We start from the raw sequence: 25,615 nt of genomic DNA on the forward strand, positions 1-25,615 counted from the left end.
ACAGGCATCTGAGGATTTATTCTCAGGTGCCTTTTTCTTTTGTGCGCGATTGAGAAGAAACATCTTTACATGACCCGCCATTCTGCTTGGATAGAACCGAAAACAAATCATGAGGGGAACAGACATTTGATGAATGCAGTGTATCGGTGGTTTGAGCGTTGGGTGGATCCGTTCCGTGAGCCGGATCAATTGCGCCCGCCATCCACGACACTGGCATTTCTGTGGCATTATGCGGTGCAGGCAAAATGGCCGCTGCTTGTTTCGTTGATATTTGGCGGGTTGTTACCGCTGGTTGAAGCGGGGCTGTTTTATTTTACCGGACGGCTGGTTGATATTCTGGATCAGGCCGGACAATCAGGCGGCGAGCGCAGTTGGTCATCACTTTGGCAAATGGCTGGCACCGAGATTTTATTTATGCTGGTTACGGTGGTGTTGATCCGGTTGTTGGTGACAGCGATCAATACCATGCTGGAAGGCCAGACCATGTCGCCCGGCTTTTATAATATGATCCGCTGGCAGGCGAATTCCTATGTGCTACGCCAATCCTATGCTTTTTTCCAAAATGATTTTGCCGGACGTATCGCCACCAAGGTTTGGCAGGCAGGGCAGGCGGCTGGTGATCTGATTGAAAGCTTCATTCAGGTGGTTTGGTTTATGGCGATTTATAGCGCCACAACCTTGTTTCTGGTCGGGCGGCTGGATTGGCGGTTAGCGGCAGCCGTTATCATCTGGATTGTGGCTTTTGGTTTTATTGCCAGAACCTACCTGCCGCGGGTACGCAAATATGCCGAAGGCTCGGCTGAAGCCGGTTCCATGATTAATGGCCGGATTGTTGACAGCTATTCCAATATTCAAACCATTAAACTCAATACGATTGACGATGATGAGCGCTATTTAAAAAATGGCTTTGAGCACTATCTGGCATCGCTCCGGCCGTTTATGCGCGCACTTACCAGTGTGCGTATTCTGCTCACCGGTCTTTCGGGCCTGATGATTGTGACTGTCGCGGCAATTGCAGTCGATTTATGGACGAAAAATCTTATCAGTGTCGGTGAAGTGGCTTTTACGCTTGGTCTTGTTTTGCGTCTCAATATGCTGCTCGGGCGCTTGATGATGCAGCTTAATGGTATGTTGCGCCAGCTTGGGCTAATTGAAAACTCCATGCGTTTGGTGTCTGAGCCTTTAGGGCTTGAAGACCGCAGCAATGCCAAGCCATTGCAAGTGACCAAAGCCAAAATTGAAATCCGCGATGTTACCTTTCATTATGGCAAAGATGCTGGTGTGCTTGACCGTATCAATCTGGCGATTGAAGGCGGTGAGCGGGTTGGCCTGGTCGGGCATTCCGGTGCGGGTAAAACCACGCTGATCAATTTGCTGTTGCGCCTTTATGATGTCGAAAAAGGTGCCATTCTGGTGGACGGGCAGGATGTGCGTGATGTGACGCAAAATTCGCTGCGTCAGGCTTTTGCGGTTGTCAGTCAGGAAACCGCTTTGCTGCATCGTTCACTGCGCGACAATATCATGCTGGCACGCAATGATGCTTCAGAAGCGGATTTGCTTAAAGCAACACGTCAGGCCGAGGCTGATCGTTTCATTGAGGCATTGGAAGATTTTCAGGGGCGCAAAGCCTTTGATGCCTATGTGGGCGAGCGCGGTGTTAAACTTTCGGGTGGTCAGCGCCAGCGCATTGCAATTGCGCGTGCAATTTTAAAACAAGCGCCTATTCTGATTTTGGATGAGGCAACATCGGCACTGGATTCGGAAGTGGAGGCTTCCATTCAGGAGAATCTGATGCAGCTGATGGAAGGCAAGACCGTGATCGCCATTGCGCATCGCTTGTCGACTATTGCACAGCTGGACAGACTGGTGGTGATGGATAAAGGTCGGATCGTGGAGGAGGGGACACATCAGCAATTATTAGCGCTTGGCGGCATCTATGCCGGCCTTTGGGCGCGCCAGTCCGGCGGTTTCTTAGGTGGCATTCAGCCTGAGCAGTAAAGCAGTTCCGGCACGAAACAGCGGCAAAACAACCCATGGTTTTACCTGCGACATCGTGCCGTCATGATTGCATACTGACTGGACAAGCTTTTGCTGTGCACCTAAACCAAAATAGAAATGTAAATTTCGCGGCCGTTTTATAAGCAAAAATGAGATTCTCATTTGATTTTGCTTCATCAGAAAACGGGCAAGGGGAGAGGATTAATTTGAATATGCAGGTTGGAAAGGAATTGGCACGTGAGCGCACACGACACGGCTGAGCCGACACGGCGTGATTTTCTGTACATTGCGACAGGTATGGCTGGTGTCGTTGGCGCCGGCGGACTGGCATGGCCATTTATTGACCAGATGCGTCCAGACGCATCAACTTTGGCTGCCGCTTCCATTGAAGTCGATGTCTCTTCCGTACAGGAAGGTGGATCGCTGACAGTGAAGTGGCGCGGTAAGCCCGTCTTTATCCGCAACCGCACCGCTAAAGAAATTGAAGAAGCCAAGTCGACCAATATGGCCGACCTGAAAGATCCGTTAGCACGTAATGCCAATCTGGCAGCTGACACTCCGGCAACCGATCTCGCCCGCTCTGCCGGTGAGGGCAAGGAAAACTGGATGGTCATGATCGGCGTGTGTACGCATCTTGGCTGTGTGCCGCTCGGTGAAGCAGGCATCTTCGGCGGTTGGTTCTGTCCGTGCCACGGTTCTCATTATGATACTGCTGGTCGTATTCGCAGCGGCCCTGCACCTGAAAACATGGCTGTGCCACAGTTTTCGTTTGTATCCGATACTGTCGTCAAAATCGGCTAGTGGTTCCGGGGAGAGAAGACATGAGTGGCGGACACTCCACATATACGCCGAATACCGGCATTGAAAAATGGTTCGATGACAGACTGCCATTGCCGCGTCTGGTTTATGATTCATTTATTGCTTATCCAACACCGCGCAACCTGAACTATATGTACACCTTCGGTGGCATCTTGTCGTTCATGCTGATTGCGCAGTTGCTGACAGGTATTGTTTTGGCCATGCACTATGCTGCATCGACCGGCATTGCCTTCCAATCCGTTGAAAAAATCATGCGTGACGTCAACTCCGGTTGGCTGTTGCGTTATATGCACGCTAATGGTGCATCCTTCTTCTTTGTTGCTGTTTATCTGCACATTGCCCGCGGCCTTTATTACGGTTCGTATAAAGCACCGCGCGAGCTGTTGTGGATCCTCGGCGTGATCATTTTCCTCCTGATGATGGCAACCGCTTTCATGGGCTATGTGCTGCCTTGGGGCCAGATGTCCTTCTGGGGTGCAACAGTGATCACCGGCTTCTTTACCGCTTTCCCGATTATCGGTGAGCCGATCCAGCAATTGTTGCTGGGTGGTTTTGCGGTTGATAATCCGACACTGAACCGCTTCTTCTCGCTGCATTATCTCCTGCCGTTCATGATTGTCGGCGTGGTGATCCTGCACGTTTGGGCATTGCATGTGACCGGTCAGACCAATCCGACAGGTATTGAAGTGAAGTCGAAAACGGACACATTGCCGTTTACGCCTTATGCAACCATCAAGGATGCTTTCGGTGCGCTGATCTTCTTCCTGTTCTTCGCATATTTCGTTTTCTATATGCCGAATTTCCTTGGTCATCCGGACAACTATATCCCTGCGGATTCGCTGAAAACACCGGCACATATTGTGCCTGAATGGTACTTCCTGCCGTTCTATGCGATCCTGCGTGCGATTACGTTTAATATTGGTCCGATCGATTCCAAGCTCGGCGGCGTATTGGCGATGTTCGGCTCCATTGCAGTCCTTTTCGTATTGCCTTGGTTGGATACCTCAAAAGTGCGCTCGGCGGTTTACCGTCCTTGGTTCAAGATGTTCTTTTGGTTGTTCGTGGCTAACGCCATCTTCCTTGGTTGGCTGGGTTCACGTCCTGCTGAAGGTATCTACACAGCTTTGGCGCAGGTCGGCACAGTATATTACTTTGCGTTCTTCCTCGTGATCATGCCTGTGCTTGGTCTCATTGAAAAACCAAAGCGTTTGCCGAATTCGATCACCGAAGCGGTGCTGGAAAAGAATCAGGGTAAGTCTGCGCATTTAGCGCCAGAGAAGATCCCTGGTTGAGTGCAGCGAAAGTTAATGAAGGACTAGAAATATGAAAAAGTTCCTCACCGGTTTCGCTGCCTTCGGAATTGCTCCAATGGTGGCGCTCGGTCTGACAATGGGCGGTGCTTTTGCAGAAACTGGTACTGTTCCGGCTGAGCCGGATCATTACCCGATCTTCAAGCCAAAGCAGGAAAGCTGGAGTTTCTCCGGGCCGTTCGGAACCTATGACAAGGGTCAGTTGCAGCGTGGCTTGAAAGTGTACAAAGAAGTTTGTGCCGCATGTCACTCTCTGGAATTTGTTCCGTTCCGCACGCTTGCGGATCTGGGCTATTCGGAAGAACAGGTGAAAGCATTTGCCGCTGAATATGAGGTTCAGGATGGGCCAAACGCTGATGGTGAAATGTTTGAACGTAAAGCCGTTCCGACAGATTACTTCCCGTCACCATTTCCAAATGCACAGGCCGCAGCCGCAGCCAATAATGGTGCAGCTCCGCCGGATCTGTCTTTGATTGCTAAGGCACGCGCAGCAGAGCGTGGTTTCCCGACCTTTATCTTCGACATTTTTACACAATATGCTGAAGCTGGTCCGGACTACATCTACTCCTTGCTGACCGGTTATAGTGCAAAGCCACCAGCAGGCATGGAAATTCCTGAAGGTACGCATTACAACCCGTACTTCTTGTCGGCAAAGTCTCTGGCAATGGCCAGCCCACTGAGTGACGATGTCGTGACTTATGATGACGGCAGCCCGCAGACTGTGCAGCAATATGCTCATGACGTTTCGGCATTCCTGATGTGGGCTGCAGAGCCGCATTTGGAACAGCGTAAAAAAGTCGGCTTCCGTGTGATGGTATTCCTTGCTCTGTTTGCAGGTCTGGTTTACATCGCAAAGCGTCAGATTTATGCACAGCTGAAAGACTAAGCTTTAAAGCTGTCATTTAAGATTAAGGGCGCGTCTGCGCCCTTTTTCGTGCGCAATACGAGCTTTCATCTTATGATGAAAAGCTTGTGCGGATTGCTCTGAATCAATTTGTGATCAGCAATCACTGTTATTATTATCCAATGGTTTGCGATTCCGTGATCGGGCGCAAATCATGCATTTCCGGTTTCAAATCATGGTGGTTTGCCGGTGATGGTTTGTATCAGTTAAAGGATTGTCTCAATGGACAAAGAAACACAGTCGTCGCTCAGAGAGGCAATCAGAACCATCAAGGACTATCCTAAGCCAGGTGTTCAGTTCCGCGATGTGACAACCCTGATGGGCAATACACAGGCTTTCCGCCGTGCGGTGGATGAGCTGGTTTACCCTTATGCAGGTGGCAAAGCAGACAAGGTTGCCGGTATTGAAGCCCGCGGCTTTATTTTGGGCGGTGCGATGGCGCATCAGTTGTCGGCAGGTTTTGTGCCAATCCGTAAAAAAGGCAAACTGCCTTATGAAACCGTGCGCATTGCCTATAGTCTTGAATACGGCATTGACGAGATGGAAATGCACCGCGATGCGATTAAGCCGGGTGAAAAGGTTATTCTGGTGGATGATCTGATCGCAACTGGCGGCACGGCAGAAGCAGCATGTAAATTGTTGCAGCAGATGGGCGCAGAAATTGTTGCAGCCTGTTTTGTGATTGATCTGCCGGATTTGGGCGGGCGTAAGAAGCTGGAAGCTTTGGGCGTCCACGTCCACACATTGGTGGCTTTTGAAGGCGACTAAGTTTTAAAAAGACTGCATGAAAAAGCCCTATCATAACTGACAGGGCTTTTTTTATGAACGCGATCTAATTTTGAGTTAAGGCAGCTTGATCATCGCTGCATTTTCAAAGCGCAGGATTTCTTCATTTTTCTCATCACGCGCAGTGCAAAGCATGGTGATCATCGACCAGCCCGGTTTGGATTCCAGCGCCCGTACAGAGGTGACAGTGCGGGTGTAAGTCAGTGTGTCACCGGCAAAGACAGGGCGTGTCCATGTCAGATTGGTAAAACCGGGTGAGGGGCCGAAAACCGGCGGGGTTTCACCCTTGGCCAGCATCTCGCCGACTTCGCGTTCCAGCGATTTCATATTGAGCTTCATCCAGACGGAGGCTGAATGCCAGCCTGATGCGCATAGATTGCCAAACAGGCTGTCTTTGGCGGCGACTGGATCGACATGAAAATATTGCGGGTCGAACTGACGGGCAAATTCGATGATGTTTTCCTGCGTGAAGGTAAAGCTGCCGAGAATGACTTCTTTGTTCAGCATCTCGTCGATGATGCTCATGATGCAGCTCCTTGCTGAGCGTCCATTTGAGCAGCAGCTCGCTGTTTCAAAATCAGCTTATGCTGGACTTCGCAAACCGTTACATCATCCTGATTTTTCAGTATATGCAAGAGCGTAACGATACCAAGGCCGGGGCGTGAGTTGAGCAGACGGCCACTGATAATAGTGGTTGTACCGGTCAATGTATCACCTGCTAATACGGGATGCTTCCAGTTGGTAAATTCCACCCCCGGCGCACCTTGTGAGGTGGTGTCGAGCATATAGGCATCACACATCATCCGCATCAGCATGGAGCATGTGTGCCAGCCTGATGCAGCTAAACCGCCCAAAATGCTTTTCTTGCCAGCTTCTTCATCCATATGAAAAGGCTGCGGATCATATTCTTTGGCAAAAGCGATGATTTCCTCGGCAGTCACCGTTTTGGGGCCGAGGTTGAAAACGCGCCCTTCATGAAAATCTTCATAAGCATATTTTGCGTTCAAAACAGATACCTTTCGACATAAATCACATCAGAAAAAAGGCCAGCTAGGCTGGCCTTAATTGATCATGTATTGAAGCGGAAAAGCAAGACATCGCCGTCTTGTACGACATATTCTTTGCCTTCATCGCGTGCCTTACCGGCCTCTTTAGCGGCAACTTCACCGCCAAGGGTGATGTAGTCGTTATAGGCAATGGTCTGGGCACGAATGAAACCGCGCTCGAAATCGGTGTGAATAACGCCTGCTGCCTGCGGTGCCTTGGTGCCGCGCTGGATGGTCCATGCGCGTGTTTCCTTAGGGCCTGCGGTAAAGTAGGTGATGAGATCAAGCAGCTTGTAGCCGGAGCGGATCAGGCGGTCGAGCCCTGGCTCTTCCAGACCCATGGCATCCAGATATTCTTTGGCTTCTTCATCGGCAAGCTGTGCAACTTCTGCTTCAATCGCCGCAGAAATGATAACGCTTTCGGCGCCCTGTGCTGCAGCCATAGCTTCAACGGCTTTAGTATGGTCATTGCCGGTTGAAGACTGGTCTTCGGCAACGTTGCATACATAAAGCACAGGCTTGGAGGTCAGAAGATTGAGACCCTGCAAGATTGCCAGATCTTCAGCGGCAATGTCTTTCAGCAGCATGCGTACAGGTTGGCCGTTTTGCAAAAGCTTCAGCGATTCTTCCATCATCGGCAGAACAGTGAGCGCTTCTTTGTCTTTACCGGTCGCGCGCTTGCGGATCTGAACGATGCGGCGTTCAAGGCTTTCCAGATCGGAAAGCATCAGTTCGGTTTCAACGGTCTGCGCATCCGATACCGGATCAATACGGCCTTCCACATGGGTGATGTCGTCATCTTCAAAGCAGCGCAGCACATGAACGATCGCATCGACTTCGCGGATATTGGCCAGAAACTGGTTGCCCAGACCTTCGCCTTTGGATGCGCCGCGCACGAGGCCGGCAATATCAACAAAGGAAATACGGGTCGGGATGATTTCTTTGGAACCGGCAATTTTAGCCACTTCACGCATACGCGGATCAGGCACGGCCACTTCACCGGTGTTCGGCTCAATGGTGCAGAACGGGTAGTTGGCAGCCTGTGCAGCAGCGGTGCGTGTCAACGCGTTAAAGAGTGTTGATTTGCCGACATTGGGCAGGCCGACGATGCCGCATTTGAAACCCATGACTATACCTGTCTCAATAAGTTTTAAGTTAAAATGGCTATGGGATATGGAAGGGGGCAAGGTCAAGAGCGCGCAATGTCCCGTTCAGAAAAAGTACTGTTTTAGTCTTTCTTACCAAACAGTTTTTTCAGCATATCAGCCATAGGCCCTGATTCCGGTATATTCGGTTTGCTCGATGTCGGGCGTGCCTGCCGGATATGACTTTGTGCTTTGGGCGCAGCTTTTGGCGCTGCATCCGGGGTTTTGGCGCCTGCATTTGGGCGGTTATTACCTTCACCCATTGCCAGCGCAATTTTGTTCATGAAAGAATTATCCTGACCTTGAGCCAGTAAAACAGCATTGTCGCTGATTGCGCCGATGAGCGGATCAAGCCATTGCTGATCGGCTTTGGCAAAATCACCAAGCACATGATTATGCACGAGTTCTTTGGCGCCCGGATGGCCGATACCTAAACGGATACGGCGATAATCTTTAGAGCCGAGCAGGCCTTGCAGATGCGCGTCAGTGGATTTGATGCCGTTATGACCGCCTGAACCGCCGCCGGTTTTGATGCGGAGTTTTCCAGCCGGTAAATCCAGCTCATCATAAATCACGACCAGATCGGCAAGCTGCAGCTTATAAAAGCGCATAGCCTCGCCAATGGATTGGCCGGACAGGTTCATGAAGGTTTGCGGCTTGATGAGCAGAACTTTTTCACCATCAATGGTGCCGTCGGCAATTTCTGCCTGAAATTTTTTCTGCCATTTGGAAAAGCTATGGCGGCGGAATATTTCATCCACCGCCATAAACCCGATATTATGTCGGTTTTGCGCATAACGGGGGCCGGGATTGCCAAGACCTGCGATGAGGAGCATGGTTTCTAACCTTCGAAATGCGCTTTAACAGACATTATTCTGCTTCAGCTTCGCCTTCAGCTTCATCTTTTACACCGCCGCCAGGAGCAGCAATGGTTGCAACTGTAAAGTCGCGATCCTGAATAACAGGGGTCACGCCCTTAGGCAGTTTAACAGATGAAATATGAACGGTTGCGCCGATGTCGAGACCTTCAAGGTCAACAACGATTGCATCCGGAATTGCGTTCGCAGGTGCAACGAGTTCAACTTCGTGACGAACGACGTTGAGCAGGCCGCCGCGCTTCAGGCCCGGAGCTTTTTCTTCGTTGATGAACTGAACAGGTACGTTCACTTCAACAATTGACTTGGCGGAAACGCGCAGGAAGTCAACGTGCTGAGGGAAGTCACGTACTGGATCCAGCTGGTAATCCTTAGGGAGAACCTGAATCTTCTTGCCGTCGAGTTCTACGGTGATCACAGTGGTTTTGAAGCCACCACCATGAATGCTGTAGAAAATGTCTTTATAAGAGACAGCAATAGACAGGGGAGCCTGCTTGTCACCATAAATAACAGCTGGAATCAAACCGTTGCGGCGAAGTTCGCGGGAGGACCCCTTACCAACCCGTGTGCGCGCCTCGGCCTTGAGCACTTTAGTTTCGCTCATGGCATTTCCTTTCGAATGTGTATTGGAGTGTTGCTTGTTATCTCATTGAAAACAAACAACATGAAACACAAATAAACCTGCGTGAAGTGGCTTGCCACTTTGCAGATAGACGATGCTCCATCCCGCGTTGCCTCCAAGGGTGTCTACGCGGATGCGGGGTCTATAAAGGATAAGCTGAAAATGTGCAAGTTTTGCTGGTCGTTTTTGTCTGTTTACGGCAATTTTCCGCGTAAAAACAGTCAATAAACTATGCATTCTGTGGGGTGTTGGGTGTCTTTGGCGTTAGAGGCTGGCATTTGGCGCAGCAAAAATGTTAGGGACGGGAACAGCTTTTGACATATTGAGTCTGCGATTATCATCGCGACCATATTTTCATGCATATGATTTTAGGAGGCGAGATGAAGGTCGGCATCGACATGGGCACCTTATCGGGGGGAACCGCGTCGGGGAATGCGGGATCGGCGGCAGCACTTGGCGCCGGCGGCAAAAATGCCATGCTTGATCTGGAGGAATTGCTAGCAACCCGCCTGTTGGTTCAGGGAAATTCGGGTTCAGGTAAATCCCATCTTTTACGCCGGTTGTTAGAACAAAGCGCGCAATGGGTGCAGCAATGCATCATTGATCCGGAAGGGGACTTCGTGACCCTTGCTGATGAATATGGCCATGTGGTTGTGGATGCAGCGCGTACCGAAGCAGAACTCACCCGCATTGCCGGACGTATCCGTCAGCATCGTGTTTCCGTAGTGCTTAATCTGGAAGGGCTGGATGCCGAGCAGCAAATGCGTGCGGCGGCGGCTTTTTTGGGCGGGCTTTTTGATGCCGATCGCGATTATTGGTATCCGATGCTGGTGGTAGTTGATGAAGCGCAGCTTTTTGCGCCTGCTGTTGGTGGTGAAGTGTCCGACGAAGCGCGTAAAGTGTCTTTGGGCGCGATGACCAACCTGATGTGCCGTGGCCGTAAACGCGGGCTTGCGGGGGTGATTGCCACCCAGCGTCTGGCAAAACTGGCCAAAAACGTAGCCGCAGAAGCTTCCAACTTTTTGATGGGGCGTACATTTCTTGATATTGATATGGCGCGTGCATCCGACCTTTTAGGGATGGAACGCCGTCAGGCAGAAATGTTCCGTGATTTGCAGCGTGGCCATTTTATTGCCTTAGGGCCTGCTTTGTCGCGTCGTCCCATGCCGATCAAAATTGGCGATGTGCAAACCTCGGCGCGTTCTTCCAGCCCGAAATTAATGCCGCTGCCGGATGCACCTGTTGATGCGATGGATTTGATTTTCACGCCGTCACCGGATGAAGTACGTCCATTGGTGCGCCGTCCGGCACCGCCACCGCCACCGCCTTCCACGGCTGAAATTCTGGCGCAGGTCACTAAACCGAAGCCGGAGGCAGAGCTGCCGCCGGAACCGGTTTTCCCAGGGCTTATCGAGGCTGAACGTGAAGAACTGATTGATAAGGTGATGCGCCAGATTATTGATGATCCGGAGGCTTCATTCCGCTCTGTTGCGGTGCTTTATCAGGATTTTCTGGTGCGTTGCCGTATTCACCGTGTACCGGGGGAACCACTGGCTTTGCCTGCTTTCCGCCGCCGTTTGGCTTTGGCACAGGCAAGTATTGACGGGGACACGGCATCGACTGAAACATGGCAGCGGGCTTTGGCCTTATCAGAAAGCCTGACCGATGATGTGCAAGGTGTGTTTTTGATTGTGGCGCAGGCAGCAGTCACGCAAGCGCCATGCCCGTCGGATGCCGCTTTGGCACGCGCCTATGGCAGCCACTCCACCAGCCGCGCGCGTCGATTGCTGACCTATTTTGAAGAGCGCGGCTTGTTGGTGGTGCGTAATGATTTCACCGGCAAACGCATTGTCGCTTTTCCTGATCTGGATTGCGAAACCGCTGCCGGTGATCCGAATGCACCTGATGATATGGCAGAGGAAAATACTGCCGCTGAATAAATTTTATTGCTGAAAAAAGAACATAAAAAAAGCCGCCGGATTAATCAAAATCCGGCGGCTTTTTAATTAAACTAATAAGAATTAGTCGAACAGGCTGGATACGGATTCTTCCGCAGCTGTACGGGCAATTGCTTCACCAATCAGTGGCGCAATTGAAAGAACGCGGATATTGGAAGCTGCAAGAATTTCTTCAGATGGCTGAATGGAATCAGTGATCACCAGTTCCTTAAGTTTCGAAGAAGTAATGCGGTTGACCGCAGCGCCAGACAGAACACCGTGAGTGATATAAGCGGTAACGCTGGATGCGCCTTTTTCAAGCAGCGCTTCAGCCGCATTGCACAATGTGCCGCCGGAATCGACGATATCATCAAACAGCAAGCAGTCTTTACCAGCCACTTCACCGATGACGTTCATCACTTCGGATTCGCCAGCGCGTTCACGGCGCTTGTCAACGATAGCAAGATTGGCACCAATGCGCTTAGCCAATGAACGGGCACGAACAACACCGCCCACATCCGGTGAAACCACCATGCAGTTGGATGTTTCGTAATTGGCCTTCACATCACGTGCAATAACCGGAACCGCATAGAGATTGTCGGTCGGGATATCGAAGAAGCCCTGAATCTGACCTGCATGAAGGTCAAGGGTCAGGACGCGGTTTGCACCGGCTTCCGTGATAAGGTTAGCAACGAGCTTGGCAGAAATAGGGGTACGCGGACCCGGTTTTCTGTCCTGACGTGCATAGCCGTAATAAGGGATCACAGCGGTGATGCGGCGTGCTGATGAACGACGGAAAGCGTCGATCATGATCAGCAGTTCCATCAGGTGATCATTTGTCGGGTAGGACGTGGACTGCATGACGAAAACGTCTTCACCACGAACATTTTCCTGAATCTCAACAAAGATTTCCTGATCCGCAAAGCGTTTTACAGTGGCTTTGCCCATCGGAATATTGAGATAATTAGCAACAGATTCGGCAAGAACCTGATTGGAGTTGCCCGCGAAAAGTTTCATATTTTGCCTCTGACGCTGCTCTCAAGCGATGACGCACGATCGTGAAACCTGAACCATTCCGGTTACGCTCATGCGCGGATTCCAAACACCCCGCAGATATAGCAATGCTGCAAACGTCCCAAATTCATAAGTTTCAGGGTCTGCGGCGGTTTGATGCGATATCTCGGATTAGCGGCCTTTTACAAAGACTCGTAGAAATTGCAAAGGGTCGATTGGTCACACTCTGTTAATATTGTGATATAAAGTCAGTTTCCCACAGGCTCTGTGGGTTATTTTGCTAAAAAACAGGCAATTTCGTCTTTTTTGTCACAAAAACAGATTTTGCTACAATATTTTTATCATGATCTGGAGCTGTTTTTCCAGTTTTGATATTGCTGAATCGTCTGATCGGCGATGGCTTCCATCGCATTTGGTGTCACAGCACCCCAGGAATCAGCGGTTGTACCTTGCACTTTTTGCTCGCCCTGAATGCGGTGCAGGCGGTTACCCGCCGGATCGAGCACATCCCAGACATAAAGCACTGTCGTTTGCCCGTTATCGGCAAGGGCTGAAAAATAGCCTTTCATGACATGGGAAGAGGGACTGTTTTCATTGCCAGTCAGCGTGATGCCGCGCGCCTGCGCCGTTTGGTTGAGGCGCTGGGTCAGTGGTGTGACCACATTAAGCGGCGCGCCGATGATCGGAGCAATATAAAGGCTTTGTGCCGTTGCAGCCGGACGTGCGGCCGTAACAGCTGCATTTTGCGTGGCGGTTGCGGTGGCTGTGCCGCCTGTGTTGTTTGCATTGCCGGCAGTTGTCACGGATGTGCTTCCCGCCGGAGCGGGCAATGTGCTGGCGCTGACAGGCGTTGTCGGCGCACTGGTCACCACATTATTATTGCCAATATCCAGTGCAGACTGCGTGTTGTTACAGCCAGTCAAAACAGCACCGAAAAGGAGAACACTCCAAAACTGATATTTATTCATGTCCGGCTTTATGCTCCTGAAATGCGACTGCTTCCATTTGAGCTGCCGCATGAAACACGCGTTAATAAATAATCATATCTTTGTTCATTTAACAATCAGCTCGGTGGAGTGGCGGGTGAGCGACACTGCCTCTGCATTGGTCGTCAAATAGGTCTGCCCCAAAGTCATTGCGGTTTCGGTGTCGGAATCCATGATGATGATATTGGCACAAAGGGTCATATCCGGCTGGATGCGTTCGGGATTGCCTGCATTAAACATTTGCGGTTCCATCCATGTCGGAGCAAAACGCGCCCCCACCGAATAGCCGCAAACATTCATGCGATGGCGCGTCAGATCATGCGCTTCCATCACTTTTGCGTAAGACTCAAACACATCACCGAAACTGGATGTGGCATTGAGCGATTTTTCAACAACAGCCAAGGCTTCGCTGGCGGCTTCATAAAGCTCCAAATGGCGCTTGGATGGTTTGCCGGTCAGCACGGTGCGCATCATCGGCGCATGGTAATGGCGGTACACCCCGGACCATTCCAAAGTCAGCTGATCGTTTTTGTTTAATTTGCGCCGACCCGCTTTATAACGGCACAGCAGCGCATCTTTGCCGGAGCCGATAATATAGTCATTGGCCGGAAAATCGCCGTTAGCGGCAATATTGGCACTGATCATGGCGGCGAGAATGTCAGCTTCGCTGGCTCCGGCCTGAATAAGTTCCAGCGCTTTATCCAGCACCTCATCGCTCAATTCGGCAGCTTTTTTGATAAAGCCGATTTCCGCCGGACTTTTTAGCAAACGCAGCTGATCAACAAAGGATGAGGCATCAATGATTTTAGCAAAGCTTTGCAACTGGTCGTCAAGCTTGCGTGCATTGGAACCGGTAAGCCCGTGGGTTTGATATTCAATGCCGATGCGGCTGCCGAGCAAATCCAATTCGCTTAACAAATTGCGCAGATCCACCGCCGGATTGGCATTGTCACGGTCTGTCCACTGGATGATATTATCGATATTGGATGTATGGCGTGCCTGACGCAAATCAGCGGCGCGGGTTAAAAGCACCATCGAACCGTCGGATTTTACAATCAGACATTGGAAAAAGCCAAAGCCGAAACTGTCATAGCCGGTCAGCCAATACATGCTTTCCTGCGCAAAGAGCAGAATGGCATCAAGCTTTTCTTCGTCCATTTTCAGTTTCAGACGATCGCGTCGTGCGGCGTATTCTTCCGGTTCGAAATGAAGTGCCATCTCTTACTCCCTTATCGCAATAGCTGCGATCTGGCGGCCGTAATCCGGCTCTGCTCGATGTGTTGTGCGGCGGTAGGAAAAGAACCTTGTCTCATCCGCATAAGTGCATTGTTCCAGTGCTGTTGCCTGTACACCGGCTTTTTCCAAGCGGTCGGTGATAAAGCGCCAGAGATTGAACATATAATGCTCTGGTTTCACAGAAGGCGCGAAATATTGGGCAAAGTCATTGTTTTCGCGCAAAAACTGCTGATAAAATTCTGCGCCGACTTCATAATTTTCAGGGCCGATGGTGGGGCCGAGAACAGCGACGATATTTTCGCGGGTGGCACCCAGTTCAATCATGGCCGTGATGGTGTTTTCTAAAACGCCACCTAATGCGCCGCGCCAACCGGCATGTGCTGCACCAATAATGCCCGCCTGATGATCGGCAAAAAGCACAGGGCCGCAATCAGCTGTGAGCGCGCCAAGCGCAATGCCGGGAACATTGGTGACCATTGCATCCGCTTGCGGTTTTGGTGAGCTGAGGGGCTCAGTGACCTTCACCACATTGGGTGAATGTACCTGATGCACAGTGGTGAGATTTTCAGGCTTTACGCCTAAAAACTCTGCCACCAAACGGCGGTTTTCCGACACATGATCCTGATTGTCATTGGAGCCGGTGCCGACATTAAGCCCTGCATAAATGCCTTCGGATATGCCGCCGACACGATTAAAAAAACCATGCACGATTGTGCTGCCGGATGAGGCATCTGGTTTTTCAAGTTGCGTTGAACGCAGTGGTTGCGGCTTTGTAACGTCGGTTGGCATTTTAAAAAGCTTTCGTCAAAAAAACGCGATTGTTGTGGAGCATTGCACGCTTGTCAATGCAAAGAATGGCTAATGACAGCGCATTAACTGACAGCTGAAGATGGCATGTCATAAGGCAAAGGAGCAATGCAAGCAGAGCTGACACTCAGGACTTTAAAGAGATTTCCCATTTGATCGGGAGCGGCCAGTCGTTCGACATCAGCTTGCAATTGTTGTTGTTCAGCTAATGATTTGCCGCGGCCTAATTGTCCGGCGCGGTCAAGCAAACCCATATTTAATAAAAACTCGCCTTGCGTTTGTGTGGCACTGTTTAGTCCGACTTGTGATGCTATATTTTTAAGTGCGAAAAAATCCACATGGCTGGTGATGTCTGCCGCACCGGGATTGGCAAAAACATCATCAAAATTGTGTTTGAGCATCGCTTGCAGCGTATCGCCATAGCCTTGGGTGAGGTGGCCGTAATCAATCAGCAAGGCGCTGCCTTCAAATTGCGCAATATGTTCGCTGATTTGTTGCATCAGACCGTCACGCGCCGGTGCGACTTCAAAGATTGCACCTTCTGGCGCTGACTGGTGATCTGATGGCAGAACAGTCGCATCAACTGAGTGATTGCTGGCGGTAAAAATAAAAGCGCCATTTTCATCTAATGCGATGACACGCTCGTGAAATCGTCCTTGTTTTTTCACATATTGGCGCATCGGCAAAGCATCGAAAAGCTCGTTGGCAACCATAATAAGCGGTTGTTTTTCTAGCTTTTGGAAATCGTCTGTCCATGTAACCGGCAGCTTAAAAGGTGCTAAAGTCTGGCGCTGAATGTCGGTTAAGCGCGGGCTGGTTTCCACCATGCTAATATGGGCGGCGGCAATGAATGCAGGGCTTAATTGTTGTGCCGTGCGCAGCAAGTCTTTCATCAATGTGCCGCGACCGGGTCCCATTTCACAAAGGGTAAAAGCGGCTGGTTTGCCCATGGCCAGCCATTGCGACACACACCAGACGCCAATCAGCTCGCCAAACATCTGGCTGACTTCAGGTGCTGTGATAAAATCACCTTTCGCGCCGAAAGGCTCCTGCACCATGTAATAACCAGCTTCACGGTCACCAAGGCAGGCCAGCATATATTCGCTGACCGTGATCGGGCCTTGGGCTTCAATGCGGCGCTTGAGGCGCTGTGCGAGACTGGATGAGGACATGGTGCTTGTCTTAAATTTAAGGTCGGGCAGCTTCGGGGGCTGCTATTTGCGCACGGATCATCGCCCAAAGGCCGAGCAAGACCATCGGTACTGACAAAATCATGCCCATGGTGAGCCAGTCGCCAGCCAGATAGCCAAGCTGGGCATCCGGTTCACGGAAGAACTCGACGATGATGCGCGAGACGCCATAGCCAGTGACAAATGCGCCAGCGATAAAGCCCGGTTTTTTGAGCTTTTTGAAACCCCAGACGAGAATGGCGAGGATGATGAAAAGCACAAAGCCTTCAAGTGCTGCTTCATAAAGCTGGCTTGGATGGCGCGGCAGCTCTCCGCCATTAGGGAAGTAAAATGCCCAAGGCACATCGCTGACACGTCCCCAGAGCTCGGAATTAATAAAATTTGCGATACGCACAACGCCAAGGCCAATCGGCACACCGGCAGCAATCACATCAAACATACTCCAGACAGCAATTTTGCGTGAGCGTGCGAAAAGGATCATTGCAATGGTGGTGCCGAGAATACCGCCATGGAAGGACATACCGCCGTCCCAGACTGCGGGAATGGCAATCGGATTGGAAATATAGAAGCTGAAATTATAAAACAGCACATAGCCGAGGCGCCCACCGATGACGACACCGAGCGCTGCCCAGACGACAAAATCATCAAGCATGATCGGCTGCATCGGTGCCTGGTTATGCGCCCAGAGACGATGGTTTTGCAAAAGCTTTTTGCCGTACCACCATGCAAATAAAATGCCGATAATATAGCCTAAGCCATACCAGTGGATGGCAAGCGGGCCGACCGAGAAAATCACCGGATCAATATCGGGAAAAGCAAGGGCCGAGAAGGGCAGGAGTGGGGTCGACATTTATATTCTCCGGAAATCGTGCAAGCCTTGCTATCAATAAATTCGGACTAAATAACGGATATTTAAGTCACGCGTTCCGCTATATAAACGATCTTGAATGGGTTTTTCCAGTAGCAGATTTTAATTCTCGTGCTTGCATAGGACGCTTGCGGGTCTTAAATCTGAAAATAAGTCAGCAATTACTGAAATCAAACGGGCGCGATGCCCTTTGTGCAAATGACAAGGATGATAGTCATGACCAGCGGATCGAACAGAATTCTGGATGAACTGGCCAAACTCGTGACCGATGCGGCTGGTGCTGCACAGGGTGTACGCGGCGAAGTTGAAACCGCATTGCGCTCGCAGGGCGAACGCGTCCTCAATGCGCTGGATGTGGTACAGCGTGAAGAGTTTGAGATTGTGCGTGATCTGGCGATCAAGGCACGGGCTGAAAATGCAGCTCTGTTGCAGAAAATCGAAGCACTCGAAGCACGGTTAACCAAGCTAGAGTCTGATTCTTAAGCAGAATTTCTGCTGATCGCCGCTTTTTAGACCTGTATAGAAAGTTTTTAACAAGAAATTTATCAACAGGGCAAAAGAGCGAAAATCCCTTGTGATTGAATCCTTTAACGACGGGCGCGACAGCGCCCGTTTTCATGTTTCCACATCCTTTCGCGCCTGTTTTTATAAAAGGGACTAGCGCTCAGAGTCTGCATCAATAGACTGAAAACACTACATGATTCGAAATCAGGGTCATGGAGTTCAAGTGGTGGGGGCTACTTGTGGGGCTATATGTAGGTCTGGGCGTTTTTCAGACTGCTTTCCGAGTCAGTAAGCCAATATCCTTGGCCAGTATCGTTGCGTATGTGCGTGTGCCCTTGAACGGTAGATCACCTGACTGGTGGTTTATGGTTCAGCCTATCAATCCGGTTTCTTTGTTTGCGCGAGTGTTTTGCGCTGCAAACAGAGCGAACCAGGTGAGCGTCATGTTCGCCGGACTACAAATGCGCTTATGCGTGCAGGACAGGAAACAGATATGAGCCTTGTGGAGCTTGAATTCGCACGTGAATTACATCCCGTTGATGTGATCGAGCATGTCGCGAATTCAAATGAATGGTCTTTTGAGCGCACCGGAGACGATGAAATTGCTATTTCTGTCGCGGGAAGCTGGACGGACTATCATATTTCTTTTTCATGGATGGAAGATTATGAGGCGCTGCATCTGGCCTGCGCCTTTGATATTAAAGTGGCAGAACCGCGTGTGAACGAGGTGCTGCGCCTGTTATCATTGATCAATGAACAGCTTTTAATGGGGCATTTTGATCTGTGGCGACAGGAGGGGGCGATTATGTATCGTCAGTCATTGTTGCTGGCCGGTGGTGCAGAGCCAACCAGCCGTCAGGTTGAGGTGCTGCTTTCCAGCGCGATTGAAGCATGCGAAACCTATTTTCAGGCCTTCCAGTTTGTTGTCTGGTCTGGCGTTACAGCGCGTGAAGCGATGGAGAGTGTATTGTTTGAAACTGTTGGTCAGGCTTGATTTTTTCAAGTCTGAGCGCAACAGTTCAACTGATAAAAGAACAGGATTGATGCAGATATGAGTGAAACAAGCGTGATTGCCGATACGATTAGTTGGGCTGACTTTGAAAAGGTCGATATTCGTGCCGGTACCATTATTGAAGCACAGCCTTTTCCGGAAGCGCGCAAACCTGCCATCAAACTGAAAATTGATTTTGGTGCCGATATTGGTGTGAAGAAAACCTCGGCACAGATTACCAAACATTACCAGCCGGAAGATCTGCTGGGTAAGCAGGTAATGGCAGTGGTGAACTTTCCGCCGCGCCAAATTGGTCCGTTTATGTCTGAAGTGCTGACACTTGGCATGCCGGATGAAGCGGGTGATGTGGTGCTGGTGACAACAGATAAAACCATTCCGAACGGCGGCAGATTGTATTAATTTGGCCGAACCGATCATCTGAAAAAAAGCCGATTTAAGCCTGTGCTTAAGTCGGTTTTTTTATGGCGCTTATTATGCCGGAATTTGAATGACTGCACGCAAGCCGCCAAGCGGACTGTCATGCAACGTAATGTCGCCGCCGTGGCTGCGCGCAATGTCGCGTGCAATGGCAAGGCCAAGGCCAGTTCCGCCCGCATCCTGATTGCGCGCTGCATCAAGACGCACAAATGGCTTAAACACATCTTCGCGGCTTTCTTCCGGAATACCGGAGCCGTTATCATCCACGGTGATTTCCAGAAAACCATCCTGATGGCGTGCATGCAGATCAACCTTATCGGCATAGCGCAGCGCATTGGAAACAAGATTGGAGACTAATCTGGAGAAATCATTCGGGCGGACATTCACATCGGGTGAGCCGTCAATGGATGCGGTTAAATCCTTACCGCGCAAGGTGCTGTCATGTTTCAGCCGGTCGAACAGGATTTGCAGATCAAGCACAGAGGTTTCTTCTGAGCCTTCTCCACGCGCAAAGGCCAGATAGCCTTCCAGCATGGTCTGCATATCGGTGATGTCCTGATTGAGCGGTTCTGTATCAAGAGAATTTCCAGCCAGTGCCAGCTGCAATTTAAAGCGGGTCAGGATCGTGCGCAGATCATGGCTGACCCCGCTCAGCATTGCGGTGCGCTGCTCAATCTGGCGCTCAATACGCTCACGCATCTGGATAAAGGCAATACCGGCTTTGCGCACTTCCTCGGCGCCTTGCGGCTTGAAGCCTTCCGGCATTGCACGCCCCTTACCAAAACTTTCGGCAGCATCCGCCAATTGCTGGATCGGCTTGATCTGATTACGCAGGAAGAAAATCGCAATTGTCAGCAACACAAGTGCGGTGCCGACCATCCATGTCAGGAAAATGCCGGTATTGGAGGCATAGGCCTGTGAACGTCTGGCAAAAACACGCAGCACATTGTTTTCAAGTTTAACGCGGATTTCAACGAGATCGGAATCGCCGACCGTATCAATCCAGAACGGGCGATTGATCTGGCGGGTGATTTCCTCGCTCAAGAAATAATCAAGAATAGAAAAGAACGGCTTGGGGCTGGGAGCTGGCAGCGGATCAGGTGGCAGAATGGAAATATTGAGTGCTAAGCGTTGCTGCGCAATGCGAATGACATTTTCATAATCGGCTTCTTGCGGATAGGTTTCCAAGAGATCAATGATAGCGGAAATATCGCGCACCACAGCCGTTGAAAGGCGCTCAGTCACCATTTGCCAGTGGCGTTCCATAAAGACGAAAGCCACCACTGACTGCAAAAGCACCATCGGCGCGATGATAATAATCAGCGAGCGCGCATAGAGACCTTTCGGAATCCATGTGCTGAACCAGTATTTCAGAGCCGTCCAAGGGTGTGTCATGGTCTGAGATCCTCAGTCGCCAAATTTTGTCCCTTTTCGTTCTGATCTTTTAAATTGTGAAACCGGTTTCTATTCAATACTCAGCTTGTAACCAATGCCGCGCACTGTTTGCAGCCAAATCGGGTTGGCCGGATCCTGCTCGATTTTACGGCGCAAACGGTTGATCTGCACATCGATGGTGCGTTCGCCCACTTCTCCTTCCGCGCCGGTCAATTCGTGACGCGGGACGGTATCACCGGCGCGCTCGGCAAAGATGGCCATAATATCGCGTTCACGGTCAGTGAGCTTGATAACTTCGCTGCCCTTTTTCAATTCGCGGCGCGGAATGAAGAATGTGTAAGGGCCAAAAACAATCTGTTCGATTTTCGGCTGCGGAGCAGGGGCACCGCGACGCAGAATATTATTGATGCGCAACAGCAATTCGCGCGGGTCAAAAGGCTTTGGCAGATAATCATCTGCACCGGCTTCCAGGCCATCAATGCGGCTGTCGGTTTCCGACAGGGCAGTGAGCATCAAAATAGGAACGGTCTTTTTCTCGCGCAAAGAGCGCGTCAGCGATACGCCCGTTTCACCCGGCATCATCACATCAAGGATGAGCAGGTCGAAATCAATGCCTTCCAGCTTGCGCCGTGCTTCGGCAGCACTTGCTGCAATGGTGACGCGAAAGCCGCTGGTGGTGAGAAATTGTGAAAGCAGGCTGCGGATGCGTGTATCGTCATCAACAACCAGCAGGTGCGGTGCATCATCTGAGATAAGTTGATCTTCAACGAGCATAGCGCACTCCGTTTTCTAAGGTGTTAGTCAAAGGCATTAAGATGATGGAAGGCTGGTTTTTATAAAAGGACGTTCTGTTGCACTACCATAATCTGCCGGATCAAAACTGTCGATCTGGATCCGGCGATCAGGATTGACCATTTTATAAAGAAAACGCTCAATAATATGGCGTTCTTCTTCAGAGCAATTGTCGAGAGCATTGGCAATGCGGTGCGACTGCGGCGTTGCCAGCGACAATGTCAGGGTGCGGCCAGCCTCGGTTGGATATAATTTTCTGTGGCGCCTGTCGTGCGCGGCAGTGATTTGCAGCACATGACCGGTATCGATCAGCTGCTTGAGCACGCGTGACAGGCTTTGTTTGGTAATGCGCAACAGGTCTAAAAGTTCCGCAACCGTCATGCCGGGCTTACGATTGATAAAGTAGAGCACACGGTGATGCGCACGGCCAAAGCCGATTTTTTCAAGGATTAAATCCGGATCAGCGGTAAAATCACGATAAGAGAAGAACAAGAGTTCGATAATATCGAGATTATCTGCCTCGCGTGCAGAAAGCGGGGTCTCAACTGAGGCAGTTATATTTTCAGAATTCACATCATAGCTCCGGTCATATGGTTATGAATATGTCAGTATGCGCAACCGATTTCAATGACGCAGGCCGCTAAGGCGCAGCTATTCCTGTGAATGGTCAAAACGTTATGCATGCAGCTTTATTATTACGTTACCTGATTATTGATTATGCATTTTTATAAAGTGATATTGCGCTTTAATCCATGTATTTCTATGCAAAGACTGTGGTCAATTCTATTTTTATGAGTAAATGAATCGCAATTTATTTGACATTATTGGCTTTCTGATGATCATCAAATAGCTGGATTCTTTAATCTCACGCGCAACCTTGATGGGAAGGATAGGTTATGGAAGCTCTTCTGCCTATAGTTTTACAATTGATCTCTGGTGCAGTTGGCGGCAATATTGCCGGAGCTGTTAAGAATTTGAGCCTCGGAACAACCGGCAATACTGTTGCTGGTGGTATCGGTGGTGTTATTTTGGGGCAATTGCTGCCGCTTTTGAATAATGGCAGCCTTGATTCCTTGCTGAATGGCGCGATCGGCCAGCTGGCTGGCGGTGGTATCGGTGGTATCGTTCTGACGGCGATCATCGGCATGATCAAAAACGCAGCCGCCAATAAAGCTTAAATAATTATAAGGCAGTCCTGAAATTTCGGCTGCCTTATATTTTGTTTTGGTAAGAACGACAGGGAACCGGTCATGAAACTGATCGGTTTTTTATTATAATCATCGTTCTATGCGGTTAGAGCATAATTCCTTACATTTAGATCAGTTCAAGGTTAAATTATGCTCTAATCTTAACGTGTTAGAGCGACCTTTGTGTACCAAATCTGGCACACGGCGCTTTTAAGCCTTGTTTGTATGCATGCGGCTGCATATTTGATGATCAGTCTTTTTAATAAACGGAGTGCGTTGTGGGGCAGCTACAGGCGATTATCATACCGGTAACGGCATTTCAGCAAAACTGTACTTTGCTGTTTGACAGTGAAACCAAAAAAGGGGTCGTGATTGATCCGGGTGGTAATGCTGATCGTATCTTAGAAGCTGTAAAAGCCCATAATGTGGATGTGGAAGCCATTTGGCTGACCCATGGTCATTTGGATCATGTCGGTGGAGCGCTTGATCTGAAAGAAGCGCTGAATGTCAATATTATTGGCCCGCATATTGATGATAAAGAGCTGATGGCCAGTGTGGAAAGCTCTGCTGCACGTTATAATCTGCCGGATAAAATGCGCAATCTTGCTTCAGATCAATGGCTGAACGAAGGTGAACATGTCTCGTTTTCCGGTCATGATTTTGAGGTGTTCCATTGTCCGGGGCACTCGCCGGGTCATGTTGTTTTCTATAATAAAGCTGCATCTTTTGCGCTGGTGGGCGACGTATTGTTCAATGGTTCAGTCGGGCGCACCGATCTGCCGGGTGGTGATCATGATGCCTTGATCAGCTCAATTAAAGATAAATTATTGCCGCTTGGCGATGAAGTCGGCTTCTTGTGCGGCCATGGCCCCGGCAGCCGTTTTGGTGATGAGCGCCGCGGCAATCCATTTCTTGTGTGATTGAAATAGACAATAAAAAGCCCCCGAACAGTGATGTTCGGGGGCTTTTTTATTAATTGGCGACGCAGAAGTGGTCGGCGCCGTCATAACCGCGATAAGTACCGGTTTTCGGGTTAAAAGAGCGGAACTTCTGCGAGCAGTAATTATACCAAGCTTGCGACCAAGGCTGAGCACCACCGCGATATTTCACGCTCGCTGGTGCTGGCGGATAGGTGTTGTAAGCTGGCTGCGGCGGATAATAAACACGGGGCTGTGGGGCTGGCGCATAGGTTGGGGTGCTTGGCTGCGACAGCGCACCGGCAATGATTGCACCTGCGGCCAAGCCAATCACACCGGCGGCAATCGCATCGCTTCTGTCGCGTTTGCGCGGACGATCATGGTTCGGACGTGGTCTGTTCCAGTCATTGCGACCGCCGTGCCAACCACCGTGACGGCCATTGTTCCAGCCGCCATGGCCACGCCATGAATCGGCGGATGCAGTGCTGATCGGCGCAGCTACGGCTGCGGCTGCGGCCAAACCCAAAATTGCGGTCTTCAAAAATCTGTTCATTCTGCTTCTCCTTTGGGAGCGAACTCATCTTGTGAATTCAGGCGGGAGGGACTGAATTCGGTCACTGCATTTGCAGCTCATGATGCATTGATAAACAATGCTGCATGAATGGAAGCTGAACGAAGTTTAAACGCTGAACTTTGTGCAAAAAATGTTTCGCCCGCCGATCAGCAGATGGGCGGGCGAATATTATGACTTATCGAAGTGAACTTATTTTTGTGCGAAAACCTGCTCATAAACTTCGCGGATGGATGCAGCTTCGCGCTCCAGCGGGAAATATTTTTGCGTGTTTAAAAGCGCTTCTTCTGCGTGTTCTTTTGCCATTTCCGGCGAGGCTAGATAAGGACGGATGGCCTCACGCAAACGATCGCCGTCACCGGCCGGCACAACCGAACCGGTTTTGCCCTCTATTATCATTTCCGCATAGGCACCGGCATCACTTGCCACAACAGCAGTTTTAGAAGCCATTGCTTCCAATGGGGTGAGGCCGAAACCTTCATTGCGCGACGGCGCCACATAAAGTGTGAGGCGGCGATACCAAACGCGAATATCCGGCACTTCACCCAAAATCAGAATGCGATCCTGTAAGCCTGCTTCAGCAATGCGGGCTTTCAGATCATTTTCAAAACTTTGATGTTCTGCGGTGGTGCGACCGGTAATGATGGCTGTCCATTCCGGATAGTCCGGCAGCAGCTTGATCATTGCATCGACAAAAAGGTCGGTGCCTTTTTGGTGGCGCACACGGCCAAAGCAGCCGATGGCATATTTGCCGGGCAGGCCGGAAGCGGCAAAGTCGTCATCTTGACTGACTGGCGGATGAAAGCGTTCCAGATCAACGCCGTGCATAATGACGGTATGCGGCACTTTTAAAAAGCTACCTGAACGGCTGCTGGTGGCAATCACCGCATTCATGCGGCGGATCAGCCATTTGGTAAATGGCTTGTGATCACGCTGTGCAGCGGAGGTAAAAACAAGACGTAATTTCATCCGCAAGACATCACGCATGAGGATGCCTGCGATCATCTCAATGTTACGTCTTGCGTGCCAGATGCGAAAATTGCGCTTTTCCGGCTTGCTCCAGAAAGAGAAAAGAGCTGTCCATTTGAGATGGGGCAGGTCAGCAGGCAGGCCAGGCCCCATCGTGGCAATGTTCAAGCCTTCACGTCTTTGCAACGGGATGAGCTGAACGATCGTCGAGGTGACACCGGACAAGCGCTTTTTAAAATTGGGCGCAATGACCTCTGTCTTGTGGACGGATACCTCGGTTTGCCGGACGGGAACCTGCATCTGCTTTT

27 protein-coding genes are annotated in these 25,615 nt (G+C 50.4%); 11 read left to right on the forward strand and 16 right to left on the reverse strand.

What is annotated here, in order from left to right; genetic code table 11:
- Nucleotides 1-129 precede the first annotated feature (129 nt).
- The 5 genes from ABDZ76_RS06825 to ABDZ76_RS06845 all read left to right on the forward strand — a co-directional run bounded on the left by ABDZ76_RS06825 (nt 130) and on the right by ABDZ76_RS06845 (nt 5,799).
- Nucleotides 130-1,998 (forward strand): ABC transporter ATP-binding protein, encoded by a 1,869-nt coding sequence (locus ABDZ76_RS06825; protein WP_343804707.1) that lies wholly within the window; start codon nt 130-132, stop codon nt 1,996-1,998.
- Between the two features lie 237 nt (nt 1,999-2,235).
- Entirely contained in the window at nt 2,236-2,799 is a 564-nt protein-coding gene (petA, locus tag ABDZ76_RS06830; RefSeq protein ID WP_184219322.1) for a ubiquinol-cytochrome c reductase iron-sulfur subunit, read from the forward strand.
- A 20-nt stretch (nt 2,800-2,819) separates the two neighbouring features.
- Nucleotides 2,820-4,109 carry a cytochrome b gene (locus ABDZ76_RS06835; protein WP_343803481.1) on the forward strand — a complete coding sequence of 430 codons (1,290 nt, stop codon included), beginning with the start codon at nt 2,820-2,822 and terminating at the stop codon, nt 4,107-4,109.
- Between the two features lie 31 nt (nt 4,110-4,140).
- Nucleotides 4,141-5,013, forward strand: coding sequence for a cytochrome c1 (locus ABDZ76_RS06840; protein ID WP_343803484.1), 873 nt, complete (start codon nt 4,141-4,143; stop codon nt 5,011-5,013).
- 240 nt (nt 5,014-5,253) lie between these two features.
- On the forward strand, nt 5,254-5,799 hold the full coding sequence (locus ABDZ76_RS06845) for an adenine phosphoribosyltransferase (RefSeq protein WP_343803487.1): 546 nt from the start codon (nt 5,254-5,256) through the stop codon (nt 5,797-5,799).
- 75 nt (nt 5,800-5,874) lie between these two features.
- Here the strand turns inward: ABDZ76_RS06845 and ABDZ76_RS06850 are convergent, their stop codons facing one another.
- The 5 genes from ABDZ76_RS06850 to ABDZ76_RS06870 all read right to left on the reverse strand — a co-directional run bounded on the left by ABDZ76_RS06850 (nt 5,875) and on the right by ABDZ76_RS06870 (nt 9,487).
- Complete coding sequence (locus ABDZ76_RS06850) at nt 5,875-6,342, reverse strand: MaoC family dehydratase (protein WP_343803490.1); 468 nt, start codon at nt 6,340-6,342, stop codon at nt 5,875-5,877.
- Entirely contained in the window at nt 6,339-6,824 is a 486-nt protein-coding gene (locus tag ABDZ76_RS06855) for a MaoC family dehydratase (protein WP_343803493.1), read from the reverse strand. The genes ABDZ76_RS06850 and ABDZ76_RS06855 overlap by 4 nt, the downstream gene beginning before the upstream one ends.
- A gap of 62 nt (nt 6,825-6,886) precedes the next feature.
- Entirely contained in the window at nt 6,887-7,990 is a 1,104-nt protein-coding gene (gene ychF / locus ABDZ76_RS06860; RefSeq protein ID WP_343803496.1) for a redox-regulated ATPase YchF, read from the reverse strand.
- A gap of 101 nt (nt 7,991-8,091) precedes the next feature.
- Nucleotides 8,092-8,844: an aminoacyl-tRNA hydrolase gene (gene pth, locus ABDZ76_RS06865; protein ID WP_343803499.1), complete on the reverse strand. Its 753-nt coding sequence runs from the start codon at nt 8,842-8,844 to the stop codon at nt 8,092-8,094.
- Nucleotides 8,845-8,878: 34 nt separating this feature from the next.
- A complete protein-coding gene (locus tag ABDZ76_RS06870) occupies nt 8,879-9,487 on the reverse strand; it encodes a 50S ribosomal protein L25/general stress protein Ctc (protein WP_343803502.1) in 609 nt (202 codons plus the stop codon).
- A gap of 398 nt (nt 9,488-9,885) precedes the next feature.
- Between ABDZ76_RS06870 and ABDZ76_RS06875 the strand changes: the two genes are divergently transcribed.
- Nucleotides 9,886-11,445, forward strand: coding sequence for a helicase HerA domain-containing protein (locus tag ABDZ76_RS06875; protein WP_343803505.1), 1,560 nt, complete (start codon nt 9,886-9,888; stop codon nt 11,443-11,445).
- An 81-nt stretch (nt 11,446-11,526) separates the two neighbouring features.
- On the opposite strand, the gene ABDZ76_RS06880 is transcribed toward ABDZ76_RS06875, so the two are convergent.
- The 6 genes from ABDZ76_RS06880 to lgt form a co-directional block, all read right to left on the reverse strand.
- Complete coding sequence (locus ABDZ76_RS06880; RefSeq protein ID WP_184219295.1) at nt 11,527-12,459, reverse strand: ribose-phosphate pyrophosphokinase; 933 nt, start codon at nt 12,457-12,459, stop codon at nt 11,527-11,529.
- 338 nt (nt 12,460-12,797) lie between these two features.
- A complete protein-coding gene (locus tag ABDZ76_RS06885; RefSeq protein WP_343803508.1) occupies nt 12,798-13,424 on the reverse strand; it encodes a hypothetical protein in 627 nt (208 codons plus the stop codon).
- Nucleotides 13,425-13,508: 84 nt separating this feature from the next.
- Nucleotides 13,509-14,660 (reverse strand): M24 family metallopeptidase, encoded by a 1,152-nt coding sequence (locus ABDZ76_RS06890; protein WP_343803511.1) that lies wholly within the window; start codon nt 14,658-14,660, stop codon nt 13,509-13,511.
- Nucleotides 14,661-14,663: 3 nt separating this feature from the next.
- Nucleotides 14,664-15,467, reverse strand: a complete 804-nt coding sequence (gene pgeF / locus ABDZ76_RS06895; protein ID WP_343803514.1) for a peptidoglycan editing factor PgeF — start codon at nt 15,465-15,467, stop codon at nt 14,664-14,666.
- An 83-nt stretch (nt 15,468-15,550) separates the two neighbouring features.
- Nucleotides 15,551-16,657 carry a class I SAM-dependent methyltransferase gene (locus ABDZ76_RS06900; protein WP_343803517.1) on the reverse strand — a complete coding sequence of 369 codons (1,107 nt, stop codon included), beginning with the start codon at nt 16,655-16,657 and terminating at the stop codon, nt 15,551-15,553.
- Between the two features lie 16 nt (nt 16,658-16,673).
- Nucleotides 16,674-17,525, reverse strand: a complete 852-nt coding sequence (gene lgt, locus ABDZ76_RS06905) for a prolipoprotein diacylglyceryl transferase (protein WP_343803519.1) — start codon at nt 17,523-17,525, stop codon at nt 16,674-16,676.
- 234 nt (nt 17,526-17,759) lie between these two features.
- On the opposite strand from lgt, the gene ABDZ76_RS06910 reads away from it, so the two are divergent.
- The 3 genes from ABDZ76_RS06910 (at nt 17,760) to ABDZ76_RS06920 (ending at nt 19,458) form a co-directional block, all read left to right on the forward strand.
- A complete protein-coding gene (locus ABDZ76_RS06910; protein WP_184219278.1) occupies nt 17,760-18,026 on the forward strand; it encodes an accessory factor UbiK family protein in 267 nt (88 codons plus the stop codon).
- Nucleotides 18,027-18,540: 514 nt separating this feature from the next.
- Entirely contained in the window at nt 18,541-19,041 is a 501-nt protein-coding gene (locus tag ABDZ76_RS06915) for a type III secretion system chaperone family protein (RefSeq protein WP_184219647.1), read from the forward strand.
- 57 nt (nt 19,042-19,098) lie between these two features.
- Complete coding sequence (locus ABDZ76_RS06920; RefSeq protein WP_343803524.1) at nt 19,099-19,458, forward strand: tRNA-binding protein; 360 nt, start codon at nt 19,099-19,101, stop codon at nt 19,456-19,458.
- Nucleotides 19,459-19,530: 72 nt separating this feature from the next.
- Here the strand turns inward: ABDZ76_RS06920 and ABDZ76_RS06925 are convergent, their stop codons facing one another.
- The 3 genes from ABDZ76_RS06925 to ABDZ76_RS06935 form a co-directional block, all read right to left on the reverse strand.
- On the reverse strand, nt 19,531-20,871 hold the full coding sequence (locus tag ABDZ76_RS06925) for an ATP-binding protein (RefSeq protein ID WP_184219272.1): 1,341 nt from the start codon (nt 20,869-20,871) through the stop codon (nt 19,531-19,533).
- Between the two features lie 69 nt (nt 20,872-20,940).
- Complete coding sequence (locus ABDZ76_RS06930) at nt 20,941-21,645, reverse strand: response regulator (protein WP_343803528.1); 705 nt, start codon at nt 21,643-21,645, stop codon at nt 20,941-20,943.
- Between the two features lie 36 nt (nt 21,646-21,681).
- Complete coding sequence (locus ABDZ76_RS06935) at nt 21,682-22,236, reverse strand: MarR family winged helix-turn-helix transcriptional regulator (protein WP_343803531.1); 555 nt, start codon at nt 22,234-22,236, stop codon at nt 21,682-21,684.
- A gap of 323 nt (nt 22,237-22,559) precedes the next feature.
- Between ABDZ76_RS06935 and ABDZ76_RS06940 the strand changes: the two genes are divergently transcribed.
- On the forward strand, nt 22,560-22,841 hold the full coding sequence (locus ABDZ76_RS06940) for a hypothetical protein (RefSeq protein WP_343803534.1): 282 nt from the start codon (nt 22,560-22,562) through the stop codon (nt 22,839-22,841).
- Between the two features lie 287 nt (nt 22,842-23,128).
- Nucleotides 23,129-23,770 (forward strand): MBL fold metallo-hydrolase, encoded by a 642-nt coding sequence (locus tag ABDZ76_RS06945; protein WP_343803538.1) that lies wholly within the window; start codon nt 23,129-23,131, stop codon nt 23,768-23,770.
- Nucleotides 23,771-23,822: 52 nt separating this feature from the next.
- Here the strand turns inward: ABDZ76_RS06945 and ABDZ76_RS06950 are convergent, their stop codons facing one another.
- Nucleotides 23,823-24,320 (reverse strand): BA14K family protein, encoded by a 498-nt coding sequence (locus ABDZ76_RS06950; RefSeq protein WP_343803541.1) that lies wholly within the window; start codon nt 24,318-24,320, stop codon nt 23,823-23,825.
- 210 nt (nt 24,321-24,530) lie between these two features.
- Complete coding sequence (locus ABDZ76_RS06955) at nt 24,531-25,607, reverse strand: glycosyltransferase family 4 protein (RefSeq protein ID WP_343803544.1); 1,077 nt, start codon at nt 25,605-25,607, stop codon at nt 24,531-24,533.
- Nucleotides 25,608-25,615 lie beyond the last annotated feature (8 nt).

The organism is Paenochrobactrum glaciei (genome assembly GCF_039522165.1).
Taxonomy (GTDB): Bacteria; Pseudomonadota; Alphaproteobacteria; order Rhizobiales; family Rhizobiaceae; genus Paenochrobactrum; species Paenochrobactrum glaciei.